The organism is Myxococcus eversor, assembly GCF_010894455.1.
GTDB lineage: Bacteria > Myxococcota > Myxococcia > Myxococcales > Myxococcaceae > Myxococcus > Myxococcus eversor.
In genome coordinates, this window is sequence record NZ_JAAIXY010000045.1 from 1 (window position 1) to 10,399 (window position 10,399).

At 68.3% G+C, this 10,399-nt stretch carries 13 protein-coding genes and 1 pseudogene; 3 read left to right on the top strand and 11 right to left on the bottom strand.

The window, feature by feature from the left end:
• Window positions 1–72: 72 nt before the first annotated feature.
• Window positions 73–330, top strand: a complete 258-nt coding sequence (locus tag G4D83_RS44825; RefSeq protein ID WP_163871112.1) for a hypothetical protein — start codon at window positions 73–75, stop codon at window positions 328–330.
• Between the two features lie 6 nt (window positions 331–336).
• On the opposite strand, the gene G4D83_RS47415 is transcribed toward G4D83_RS44825, so the two are convergent.
• Complete coding sequence (locus G4D83_RS47415; protein WP_476703758.1) at window positions 337–546, bottom strand: hypothetical protein; 210 nt, start codon at window positions 544–546, stop codon at window positions 337–339.
• A 27-nt stretch (window positions 547–573) separates the two neighbouring features.
• The gene (locus G4D83_RS47420) at window positions 574–783 is read right to left on the bottom strand and encodes a hypothetical protein (RefSeq protein ID WP_476703759.1); all 210 of its coding nucleotides are present in this window, start codon (window positions 781–783) and stop codon (window positions 574–576) included.
• Between the two features lie 98 nt (window positions 784–881).
• On the opposite strand from G4D83_RS47420, the pseudogene G4D83_RS47425 reads away from it, so the two are divergent.
• Window positions 882–1,280, top strand: a pseudogene (locus tag G4D83_RS47425) (hypothetical protein); the annotation flags it as partial.
• A 144-nt stretch (window positions 1,281–1,424) separates the two neighbouring features.
• Here G4D83_RS47425 and G4D83_RS44835 read toward each other — a convergent pair.
• From G4D83_RS44835 to G4D83_RS44855, 5 genes are read right to left on the bottom strand one after another with little or no spacing between them, the layout of a single operon-like run.
• Window positions 1,425–2,195, bottom strand: a complete 771-nt coding sequence (locus G4D83_RS44835; RefSeq protein ID WP_163871114.1) for a hypothetical protein — start codon at window positions 2,193–2,195, stop codon at window positions 1,425–1,427.
• A gap of 4 nt (window positions 2,196–2,199) precedes the next feature.
• A complete protein-coding gene (locus G4D83_RS44840) occupies window positions 2,200–3,108 on the bottom strand; it encodes a type VI immunity family protein (protein ID WP_163871115.1) in 909 nt (302 codons plus the stop codon).
• A 4-nt stretch (window positions 3,109–3,112) separates the two neighbouring features.
• Window positions 3,113–4,030 carry a PAAR-like domain-containing protein gene (locus tag G4D83_RS44845; RefSeq protein WP_163871116.1) on the bottom strand — a complete coding sequence of 306 codons (918 nt, stop codon included), beginning with the start codon at window positions 4,028–4,030 and terminating at the stop codon, window positions 3,113–3,115.
• On the bottom strand, window positions 4,027–5,079 hold the full coding sequence (locus G4D83_RS44850) for a hypothetical protein (RefSeq protein WP_163871117.1): 1,053 nt from the start codon (window positions 5,077–5,079) through the stop codon (window positions 4,027–4,029). The genes G4D83_RS44845 and G4D83_RS44850 overlap by 4 nt, the downstream gene beginning before the upstream one ends.
• On the bottom strand, window positions 5,076–6,131 hold the full coding sequence (locus tag G4D83_RS44855; protein WP_240357184.1) for a DUF2169 family type VI secretion system accessory protein: 1,056 nt from the start codon (window positions 6,129–6,131) through the stop codon (window positions 5,076–5,078). Before G4D83_RS44855 ends, G4D83_RS44850 begins: the two co-directional genes overlap by 4 nt.
• 277 nt (window positions 6,132–6,408) lie before the next feature.
• On the opposite strand from G4D83_RS44855, the gene G4D83_RS44860 reads away from it, so the two are divergent.
• Window positions 6,409–7,710: a TIGR02270 family protein gene (locus G4D83_RS44860; protein WP_163871118.1), complete on the top strand. Its 1,302-nt coding sequence runs from the start codon at window positions 6,409–6,411 to the stop codon at window positions 7,708–7,710.
• Between the two features lie 9 nt (window positions 7,711–7,719).
• Here the strand turns inward: G4D83_RS44860 and G4D83_RS44865 are convergent, their stop codons facing one another.
• From G4D83_RS44865 to G4D83_RS44890, 4 genes are all read right to left on the bottom strand, one after another.
• Window positions 7,720–7,950: a hypothetical protein gene (locus G4D83_RS44865; protein WP_240357185.1), complete on the bottom strand. Its 231-nt coding sequence runs from the start codon at window positions 7,948–7,950 to the stop codon at window positions 7,720–7,722.
• Window positions 7,951–8,166: 216 nt separating this feature from the next.
• On the bottom strand, window positions 8,167–8,961 hold the full coding sequence (locus G4D83_RS44875) for a hypothetical protein (RefSeq protein WP_163871119.1): 795 nt from the start codon (window positions 8,959–8,961) through the stop codon (window positions 8,167–8,169).
• 51 nt (window positions 8,962–9,012) lie between these two features.
• Window positions 9,013–9,324, bottom strand: coding sequence for a hypothetical protein (locus G4D83_RS44880; protein WP_163871120.1), 312 nt, complete (start codon window positions 9,322–9,324; stop codon window positions 9,013–9,015).
• A gap of 913 nt (window positions 9,325–10,237) precedes the next feature.
• Window positions 10,238–10,399, bottom strand: a 162-nt coding sequence (locus G4D83_RS44890) for a transposase (protein ID WP_205522868.1), incomplete at its 5' end; no start/stop codon positions are given.

The window sequence follows — 10,399 nt, forward strand, 5'->3', positions numbered from 1 at the left end:
GGGACAAGCGTGCCTCGGCGGTGCTGGAGCTGCCTCGGGTGAAGGGCCACATTCGACGAGGCGACCGCGGCGTTGGATCCGCTGGCCGAGCAGGCCATCCACGACAGGTTGCGAGACATCGTTCGGGGACGCACCACGCTCATCATCAGCCACCGGCTCCAGACGTTGCAGCACGCGGACCGCATCGTGGTGATGAACGAGGGCCGCATCGCGCAGATGGGGACGCACGAGTCGCTGATGTCGGCGCAGGGCAAGCTGTCCAGCGCGCTCGCGCAGGCGACGCCGAACTGGAAGCGCCAGGGAGCGGAGGGGCCTCATGGCGGTGACTGAGGACTCCTATCGGGAGCTGTTGCCCATGCTCGACTCCCCTCGGACGCGGCGGGTGATGCGCGGGTTGTATGTCGCGTCGGCGGCGCTGTTCATCTTGGGGCTGGTCGCGCTGTTCTTCGTGGAACTGGACGTGGTGGTGCGAGCCCAGGCGGTGGTGTCGCCCGTGGGCGAGACGGCGCGGGTGCAGGCGCCTCGCTCGGGCGTGGTGGTGGACATCGTTGTGCGCGAGGGGCAGGCGGTGACTCAGGGGCAGGTGTTGCTGCGCCTGGATGACGCGCAGATGCGAGCGCGGGTGCGGCTGCTGGAGCAGCAGGTGGCGGCGGCGCGTTCGCGAGTGACGATGTTGGAGTCGCTGGTGGCCTCGCGGACGGAGGCGTACGGGATGCAGGTGCGCGTGCGCAAGGCGACGGCGGTGGAGACGGTGGCGCGGCTGGAGGCGGCGCGAGCGCTCATTCATGCTCGGGAGCAGGAGGCGGGGGTGCGCTCGCGGGATGCGCGGAGCGCGGAGCAGCTGCGGGAGAAGGAGTTCGTCGCGACGGTGGAAGCGGAGAATGCCGCGTCGCAGGCGGAGGTCGCGCGGGCCCAGGTCGTGGCGGCACAGGCCTCCGCTCGTGAGCTGGAGGCGAGCCTGGGACGGCTGGAGCTGGAGCAGCGAGGGCTGGAGGGTGACGCGCGCGTGGCTGCGCTGGCGGACGGTGCGGAGCTGTCGGCGGCGAAGGTGGAGTTGGCGCGCTACGAGGGGGATCTGGCGGAGACGCGGTTGGAGGCGGCGCGGTTGGAGGTTGAGGGACGGTCAGCCAGTGCGTATCAAGTTGGACGCGTATCCCTTCCAGGACTTCGGCGTGTTGCCGGGGGCGCTGTATCAGATGGCGGCGGACACCAGGCGGAGGCAGGAGGACACGCTGGGGGCCGCGCCCTATCGCGTGAACGTGCGAGTGGCGGAGGCACCGCGCTCGACAGCGGGGGGCACGCCGAAGCTGCGCCCGGGAATGACGGGGACCGCTGAGTTCGTGGTGCGGCGGGAGTGGCTCATCACCGCGCTGATGCGTCCTCTACGCGGCGTGGACAGCCTGGGGCACTGAGCGCTTCTGTGTTCAGTCGATGGTGACGTCGAGAATGGGGGCGACGCGTTGATGGAGCGCCGCGCACACGCCGATGAGTCCTTCGAGGGCGTCGGGGTGGAAGCGGCAATCCTCCAGCGACCAGTGGACCTCGTTGCCGGAAATCTCCACGTCCTCGGAGGGCAGGCAGCCACAGTCCTCCGGAGCCACGGGGGCCACGCCGTAGGCACCGGAGGCGAGCGCCGCGCCGAAGGACTTCAGCTCGGTGGACACGATGTCCTGCTGCTCGGTGGAGAGGGGGTGCGCGAAGGTGATGTGCAGCTCCCGGACATCGCTCTCGGAGTCCTCGATGTTCCACGAGAAGGGCTGTTTGGGTGAGGCCCGGGGATAGGGGTCGGTGAGCTTCGGGTCGACGCGGACCGGCTGCGGTGCATCTCCCGCCGTGGCGAGGCGCACGCGTTTCAGCGGTACGCTGGAATGGGCGGCCAGGAGGAGGCACAAAAGGCAGTGGCTCGCGCGCTCGTTGAGCGCCCACTTGTCGAAGATGAACCGCGCCGATTGAGGTGTCTTGCTGAACGTGGGCTGTGCCGGCTCGGGCCCGAGCGCGCCTGGGGCTCCCAGGGAGAGCGCGCCCCCGGAGGCGAGCAACCAGAAGGGGAACACGTTGTCCTGGAGGCGCTCGGCGTCCTTGGCGCTCAAGGGCTGGACGGCCTCGAGGACGAGGTCGACGGGCTGCGGGGCTCCCCAGGGATTTCTGGGGGAGACCTCGAAGACGAAAGGCAGAGCGTAGGGAGTGGCTAGCATGGGGTCAGTCCAGGTGGCGCCTCAGCCACCGTTCGCTGTCACCCTGCTCGATGAAGTTGTTTTCGAGGGAGTTGCCGGTGAACAGGCACACCGGCTCGAGCGTCTTGGCCAGTGAGCGGAGCAGGGGGAGGTTCTCCTGGCGATTCACGTCCCCGACTTCGGGCTTCGGGCCCGCCTGGAGCATGAGTCCGTGCCCGACTTGCTCGATGCCGATGCTCGCGTCGAGCGTGGCGCGGAGCTTCTTCTCCCCGCCGAGGGCCTCGAGCGCCGCGGGGCCGATGAAGTTGAGCCAGTAGGCGCCGCGGAGCTTCTCGCCGAGGTCGTAGCAAGTGTTCGCGCTGTTCGGGACATCATAGCCCGGATGCCGGAAGGCGAGCTTGCCCGCCTCGAGGGAATACCATGCTTGTTGAGATTCCACTCCCCAGGTGAGGGCGGGGGAGGCATAGCCACTCGAGTAGGGAACAAGGCTGCCCAGATGCTTGGCGAGTGCCCGCGCTGCCTGGATTTCTGCATCAGTCTCCGGAGCCCGAGGTAGGCGAACCTCCAGGTAGGAGACCTTCTGCCCAACGGCCTCGCGAAAGCCCAGGCACGTGAAGAAGTGGTCGGGATTGATGCTCTCGGGCCCCCCCAGGTCGAACGTGGACAGCTCGCGCGAGAGGGCTTTGGCCGGGTCGAGCTCTCTGCGGGCGGCAGCGAGTCTCTGGGGCGTCAGTGGTTTGTAGGAATCCGAATTCGCCCCCACGGATGCCCACTTCCTGCCCTCCTCTGGAGTGACTTCCAGCCAATGTCCGAATGCCTGTCCAAAGGCAGATGCCAAATCTCCGAAGGGTTTCTTGCAATAGAAGACAATGATGAAGCTATCTCGAAGAAATAGCCCACGACCGTCACGGGTCAGTCGAACTCGCTCGGACATTGCGTCACCAGAAGTGAAGGAGAGTGGGTTCCATCCCCGTCGCGGTCTTGTACTTCTCCTTCTGGGTTTTGGACATCTTGGGTTGGTCCTTGCAGTTGAATTTATAGTCGTAGACCTTGGCAATCTTTCCGCTATCGTCAAGGATGACGGCGTCAAGGCTGATGGGAGGCAGCTTCGCGAAGAAGGCCTTGCAGAAGGCGGCTTTCGGAGAAACAGGGTTCAACGCGGCGGCCTCCCTTCCCGCAGCCAGCGCATCCTCCCGTGTATGGGGATGAGGTGTCCCATCTTTCTTGAGGGGGACCTCTGACTTCACCTTGGCATTGTTGGCATCCTTGATGGCCGCATCGCAGCATGCGTGCTTCAAGGTCCCGAGTTTCGTGCAGATGCGACCCGAGGGCTTTTCGGGTGGGGGGAAACCCGCTTCCCTGTTGATCTTCTCGTTACACTCCTTCCCGATATCCTCCAGGGCAATCAGGATTTCCGCGCCCCCCGACGCCTGGTCCAGGCCCGACAAGGTCGCCGCGTTCGCGGGCGAGCCACCGGGACCACAGTTGTTCAGCATGGGGTCGCCGAGGAGCTGGACGTTCTTGCCCTCCACCTTGACGTCGAGAGAACCCAGGCCGAGGAACTTCGTGGGCCCATGGGTGTTTGCGGAGGCCATCCCGCCGCCCGTGCCCTTGCTGGCGGAGTCCCCCGAGGAGCCAAAGCTGGCACCCCTGATGGCGATGGCATCGCCCTTGATGGTGACGGAGGTGGAGTAGCCCTTGGGCGACTCCCCGCTCTTGCCCGTGTTGGGCAGCACCGTGGGAACAAAGGGCGCCGGCGGCCCCGGCATCTTGCACATGTTGGGCAGCGTCGCCGTCGCGGTTCCGGAGCTGCCTTTCGTGACAGGGGTCTTCGGGGCATTCACCAGGACGCTCATGCGCGCCTCGCCGGGTCCGAGCTGGATTCGAGAACCGCGGCCGCTCGCAAGCCGCTCTCCGAGCCACCCCAGACGAGTGCCCTGGGGCCCTTCGCGTACTTCCGCGCCCATGCCTGCGTCGCCAGCACGCACGACAGCGCACCCGAGGCCGCTCCGACGTCCCCCCAGCAATCGACGGGTGCGACGCAGGACGAATCTCTCAACACGCGCTGTGTCCGTAGCAGCGCGAAGCCCCACTCCTCGGTTCGGTACCGCTCGCCGTTGAGGTCGCAGTACACGGAGTCCAACGCCTCGTCCGGCAGTTTCAGCCCGCGGGTCGCGCCCTGGATGGCTCGGGCCAGGCCCTTGCCCAGCACCTCCTCATCCCCATGGATGAGCCGCGTCTCGGTCGCGGTGCCAACGCCACGCACCCGCGCCAGCGAGACGAGGCCCAGCTTCCGCTGGAGCGAGGAGCGAGCCAGGACGAGCCCGGCCGCCGCCTCCCCGGGAATGAAGCCCGTGCGTGCTCCCTCCCCTGCCAAGCGGAACTGGGACGCAAGCCAATCGAGCGAGTCCGCATCGTGATAGCTGTCCACGCCCAGCACCACACTCAGTTCCTCGCTGCCCGAGATGAGCCGTTGCTCCGCCACTTCGAGCGCCTGGAGCACCCCCGCGTGGCCCCGTCCGCCCAGCTCGACGCGCGGAGACCACGACCCCGTGCCTCGGTCAGAAGTCAGCGCCTCCACCATGGACAGGGCATCGGCCTCGGAGAACCCAGGTCGTGACTCCGGGAGTACGAGCAGGAGGCGTGGTGCCTCCAGGGTGCCAAGCTTTCGCCTCAGCTCCTCAAGCACGGCCGTCGCCAGCACCCTCAACCTGGAGAGGCCCTGCGTCCCGGCTTCGAGCAAACCGTCCCGCGCGCAGCGCAAGGGCTTGCCGAGCCCATTCACCATGAAGGGATGCAACTGGAGCCGACTGATGCCCGCGCGCACGGAGGCGGCGCTCTCCTCCGCGGTGAGCCCCACGGGTGTTCGCGCAGCGACGGCGACGATGTGCACGGAGGCGCTCATGTGAGGAAAGGCTTCTCCCGGATGCGGGTCTCATCCAGGAGGTCCACCTCCCTGGGAAAGACACGCAGCGCGCTCTGCCACACCATCTCCAGGAGCATCTGGTGCGCATCCACTCGAACGGTTGCCAGGCGCGCGCGGTGCTCGCGGGCGCGGCTTCCGAACCGGGTCGTCATCACGAAGTACAGCTTGGGTAACTCCAAGCGCAGCACGCCGCGAGGCGTCAGGTTCATCAACTCCAGACGCTCACCGCCCCGCAGGAAGCGCCCCAATCCCTGGTCGTGGGGAGCGCCGAGGGCGAAGCGCTCGTCATGGTCGACGGGAAGCAGGGGCCGCTGTTCTCGTTCCCAGGCCTCATCGAAGGTCCCCGCCAACTCACGGCGGGGAGACCAGCTCATGTCGATAGGCCCGAATCCCGCGGGGCCTCGTCGCGTGAAGTCGCCATCGGGATATTCGACGGTGTGGACGGGTTGGTCCTTCAGCCGCTCTGGCTTCGAGGCCACGCCCCGTCCCACGGGGTTGCGCGAGTCGAAGCGCTGCCCGCGCACCGCCGGGTCCCTCAGGTCCTGTCCGCCATAAGCCCATTCATAGACGATGGGGCTCTCGGTGAACGGGCGCGGCTTCGAGGGAGAAAGGCCCGTGAAGCCCTTCTCGTAGACCCGGGGCCCGTGCACCACGAGCGCCTTGTGGAGCTCCGCGACCCTCAATGCGACAGGGACGCGCGTCGCCGGTGCTCCTCCCGGGGCATGGGCGCTTGCCTCCACCAGCACATCCGTCGCGGGCTTGATGGCGAGCAAGTCCGAGTCCGCCCGCAGGCTGGACATGCCAGGCTCCCCTCGGTGGAGCGGGGTGAGCAGCGGCGGCGCCTGTGTGTCGGCGAGGGAGAGTCGTCCTTCCGATGTCACCTGGAATGTGGCCTTCACCGCCACCAACCAGTGATGGGCGCCGATCTTGTCTCGAATCCAGTTCTTCCCCACCGAGTACGAAGTACGGTTGTTGAGCGACCACATCGGCTCACCGGACACATCGAAGAGGGGAATATCGTGACGGAGCATAGCCAGTCGCCCAGGATGCAACGATAAGGGAAACCCACGATGCGCGCCCTGGACGCGGGGGCCATTGACCTTGTCAGGGAAAGTTGCTGGTGTCTGTTTTTACGGCGAAGTTCCCGCGCTGGGGGGCTGGTGCATCATGAGAGTCTTTGCGGGGAAGCCAGCATCACCCTGCGGCGCAATGGCAAGGTGGTCCTGAAGGGCATCTACCTGGAGACTCACGACACCGGCGTCAATCACATCAAGGGTGGCACCGTTCAAATCAACCGAGGGCACCGCCATGTGGCTCGAGAGCATCAAGGAAGAGCACCTCCACGAGGCGTCCTTCCTCTGGGAGCGCTGGGAAGCCCTGCTCCACGATGCGCGCCTCACGTTGACAGACGTCGCTGTCATCGAGGAGCGGTTGCTCGCGCACCTGGACGGGTTGATGCTCGGCGGCGAGTCCGTGGCCGAGGCCCTCCTGTGGCCCGCCCTCGAAGGCGAGGACCCTGGCGAGGTCTTCACCGCCGCGTTCGTCACGCTCGAACAGGCGCCACCGCGCGCGCTCGACGCCATCCTGGAGCGCCTGACCACGGCTCCCAGGCCCGTGAAGAACGCCCTGGGGCGCGCCCTGGAGTCGAGCCTCGGCGAGTCCTGGGTCCCGCTGCTCCTCGCTCGCCTGGGCACCCTGGAGGCTCCCTGCGTCGCGCTGTCCCTGGACGTCCTGGCCTCTCGCCGCGCGGCCCGCCCCGAGCTCGCGTTCGAGTGGCTCTCGCATCCAGACGCGAGCGTCGTGGCCTCCGCGCTCCGAATCCTCGCGACGAGCACCACCGGGCTGCCGCCAGGAGAGCTCTCCCGCTGGCTCGCCGACCCGCGCCCCGAGGTGCACTGGGAAGCCGTGAGGTGCGGCCTGCAATCCGGCTCCCGCACGGCATGGAGCGCGTGCCGCGAAGTGGCCCGCGGAAGCGGTCCGTACACCCGGCAGGCGCTCGTCCTGCTCGCCCTGGCCGGAGAGGACGCGGACCTGCGGCACCTGCTCACGCTCACCGGGGACGAGAAGACCCGCGCGGAGGCGCTCTGGGCCCTGGGCTTCAGCGGGCACAAGGCCGCGGCCGAGGCCTGCCTGGAGCTGTGCGGACAACCCGCCCCAGTGGCCCGGCTCGCGGCGGAGGCCTTCGCCGCCATCACCGGTGTCACCCTCGAAGGTCCTCATGTGGCGCCGACGCAGGACGAGGACGCGCTGCCACCTCTCGACGAAGAGGACCTGGACGAAAGCCTCGTGCCCAGGCCCGAGGATTCTCTCCCCGTGCCCGTGTACCCCTCCCTCGCGGGCTGGTGGCGAGACGCGAGGAAGGACTTCGCGGCGGACGTCCGCTACCTCGGCGGGAAGCCCTTCGATGAAGGCGCGCTGCTGTCGGCGCTCTCGGATGGCCCCATGCGCCGTCGCCCCGTACATTCGCTGGAGCTGGCCCTGCGGACCCGGGGGGCGCACGTGGTCCACCCGTTCGCCTTCACCCGGAGGCAATCCGTCGAGCTGGCCGCCGCCCGGTCCGCGCGAAGCCGCATGCCCCTGGGCCCCCTGGCCAGGCTCGCCCGGGAGTGACGGGCCCGCTCACTTCGACGCGGGAGCCCCGCCACCCCTTCGAGCCTCATCCAGCGCGCTGAGGTCCACGAAGCCACTCAGGTCCGCGGAAGGAATGAAGCCCACGTCCTTCGCGTGGTGCGCCGCGGTGTTCAGCGCGGAGGACACCGGGTCCAGGCTCGGCTGCAGCCGCGAGAAGGCCCCCTGGAGGATGGGCGCCGGCAGCGGCTTCTGCGTGAGCTTGCCGAACGCCGAGTTCACCGGCAGGCGCGGAGTTCGTCGACTCCGCCGCCGTCGTCGACGGACGCAGGGTCTCCGCCCGCGCCTGGCCCGACCATCCGGCCTGGATGCGCGAGTTCATGAAGATCCTCCGCGCCAAGGCCCCCGCGACCTGCGCCCCTGAAACACCCGGGACGCCGAGGCGCTCACCCGAGCACCCGGCGTCCCCTGTACTTCACCGCGCACCCGCGAGCAGGCTCAGTCGCACTCCGCCCGCTGCTCGTTCCGGCGCTTGGTGACGCTGGTCAGCGTGTCGCCCTTCACCGTCACCGTGGTGACGTCATCGCCGCTCGCCACGGAGCCACACTCCGCCGCGCCCGCGCTGCAGCTCCGCGTCAGCACCAGCGAGCTCGCTCCAGAGCGCGTCACTCCCTCCAGCGTGCAGCGATACCCCGACGGCCCCTGGCGCACGTCCCCGGTGAAGTCCTCCTCGCCCACCGCGTCCGCCGAGCCCAGCAGCTCGCCCTTCTTCCCCATCAGCAGGAAGAAGTAGCGGGTCTGCGTGAAGGTGTCCCCGAACTCCTCGTCCGGAGCGGGCGCGCCGCTCTCGTCCTGGGTGAAGACGCGCAGCTTCAACCCCTTCGGCAGCGCCAGCTTCTCGTCGCGCGCCACCAGCGGCTCACCCTCGGCGCTGGGGCACTGGCGGTCCACCGCCTCCACCTCCACCTCGCGGGAGTACGCATCCGGCGCCAGCGCCTTGAGGTGCTCCAGCACCTTCGCCGCGTCTGCGGCCTCACAGACGCCCACCAGCCAGACCCAGAAGCCCGGCTTCAGCCCCGCGAGCGTGTCGCTGCGCACCAGCTTCGGATACCCCTGGGGCAGCTCCAGCTTCGTCTTCTCCAGCACCGCCTCGATACCACTCCACGCCGAGCGCTGCGCCTCCACGTCCGCCTGCGTCTTCGCCCCCTTCCAGATGAGCGCGACACTCTTCGCCTCCGCCCGGGCGCTCCCCAGCACGACCAGCAGACACAGGCCCATGAACCACGCACGCATGACAGCTCCCCCCTCTTCTCGAGAAGCCGCCAATGCTAGCGCACCCCCCGACTACCGCGACTGCGCGTCGTGCTTCTGCCGGGCGATGCGGCGGTCGAGCCGGTTCTGCTCGCGGTTGATTCGCACCCGCTCCCTCGCGTCCAGGCGACCGTCGTCGCGTCGCGCCTGACGCAGCTCCCGCTGGATGGCGTGGTGCTGACGCTCCAGCCGCACCGCCTCGCGCCCCGTGAGCTCCCCACTCTTCACGCCGTCGATGATGCGCGCCTGCTGGGTCGCCTGCCGGCGCTCCGCCTTCGCCGCGCTCGCCGGCGGCGCCACCATCAGCCCGAAACCCATCACCACCGCCAGGATGTGCTTCTTCATGTGTCCACTCCGGTTCGTGCCGGCTGTCTGCGTCTGGAGTCATGAACCCGGCCCGCGCCCAAAAGTTACGGTCCCGTGTTCTCGCGGGGTTACGACGCATAGGACGAATGGGAGGGTTGTTGAGGGTAAGTGCTGATGCGGAGGGGTCGAGGAGGGCCGCTGACGGGTGCCGCGGAGCTGTGGGCCAAGCAGAGGAAGAGGCGGTGCAGCCAGCTTTGGGCACACGCCAAGCCAGACGCCCCTCCAGCAAGGGGGCAGCAGGGGAGTGAGCTTCAGGAGCAGGGCGACTGCTGGAGCTTCACCACCACGCCAACCGAGGTGGGCCCTGTGCTGGGGCCCGCTGCGCAGGCCCAGAGGGCAGTCCCAGGTGCACCAGAATGGCGCTCACCCCACGGGGAGCTGTCAGGTACGCCAGCACCCGAGGCCTGCCGCCACACCTCACGCGGGCCCACACGTCCAGCGCGAACGTCCTGCGTAGCAGCCCCGCCCAGTCCAATCGTGGCGTGCACTCCTTCTTCGGCTCCTCCACCGTCGCGACAAACGACGGGCTCTTCTCCTCCGGCTCCGCCTTCTCTTGGGTGAGCGGACCGCGTGGGTCCGCACGCGCCCCTCGCGCCGGGATCAGGCGGCTTCGACCACGACGTCCCGGCACTCCCGGCTCTTGCTGAGCTGACCAAGCTCGAACCGGGCCGAGATGTTGCGCGCAATCTTCCCGGGCCATGACTCGGTAGGCGGCCTCCGTGGGGTGCTTCTTGTCGCTCGTCGCCGCGGGCGTCGGCGGCAGCCGGGCGTACTGCTGGAGGCTGCGGGCGCCGGTCGGGAGGAGGTCCAGTCGGACAGGGTCGGAGTCAAGTCCCGAATCTTGTGTAGTTGGTTCGGAGGGGGTTCGGGGGAGGAAGGCTCCTTGGAGGCATCAAGCAGCGGTGGTGTCTGGGGTTGATTTGAGCAGGGACATGTCGAGGTAGCGGCGGTCGTCCCAGACTCCGGTGACTTCCAGGGCGACGGCAGTGATGAGGCGCAGCGCGCTGGCGCGGTCAGGGAAGGCGCCCACGGAGCGGATGCGGCGCTTCACCTC

Excerpts from the sequence above, each read along its gene's own strand:
- G4D83_RS44835 (WP_163871114.1), bottom strand. The coding sequence starts at position 2,195 with ATGCTAGCCACTCCCTACGCTCTGCCTTTCGTCTTCGAGGTCTCCCCC.
- G4D83_RS44875 (WP_163871119.1), bottom strand. The coding sequence starts at position 8,961 with ATGCGTGCGTGGTTCATGGGCCTGTGTCTGCTGGTCGTGCTGGGGAGC.
- G4D83_RS44880 (WP_163871120.1), bottom strand. The coding sequence starts at position 9,324 with ATGAAGAAGCACATCCTGGCGGTGGTGATGGGTTTCGGGCTGATGGTG.
- G4D83_RS44840 (WP_163871115.1), bottom strand. The coding sequence starts at position 3,108 with ATGTCCGAGCGAGTTCGACTGACCCGTGACGGTCGTGGGCTATTTCTT.
- G4D83_RS44850 (WP_163871117.1), bottom strand. The coding sequence starts at position 5,079 with ATGAGCGCCTCCGTGCACATCGTCGCCGTCGCTGCGCGAACACCCGTG.
- G4D83_RS47415 (WP_476703758.1), bottom strand. The coding sequence starts at position 546 with ATGTCCACCACCACGCCCGAGCGAGGCGCCTGCACCCGCGCCGTCTCG.
- G4D83_RS44855 (WP_240357184.1), bottom strand. The coding sequence starts at position 6,131 with ATGCTCCGTCACGATATTCCCCTCTTCGATGTGTCCGGTGAGCCGATG.
- G4D83_RS44845 (WP_163871116.1), bottom strand. The coding sequence starts at position 4,030 with ATGAGCGTCCTGGTGAATGCCCCGAAGACCCCTGTCACGAAAGGCAGC.
- G4D83_RS47420 (WP_476703759.1), bottom strand. The coding sequence starts at position 783 with ATGAGCGCTCGCGCCGCCTCCAGCCGCGCCACCGTCTCCACCGCCGTC.
- G4D83_RS44860 (WP_163871118.1), top strand. The coding sequence starts at position 6,409 with ATGTGGCTCGAGAGCATCAAGGAAGAGCACCTCCACGAGGCGTCCTTC.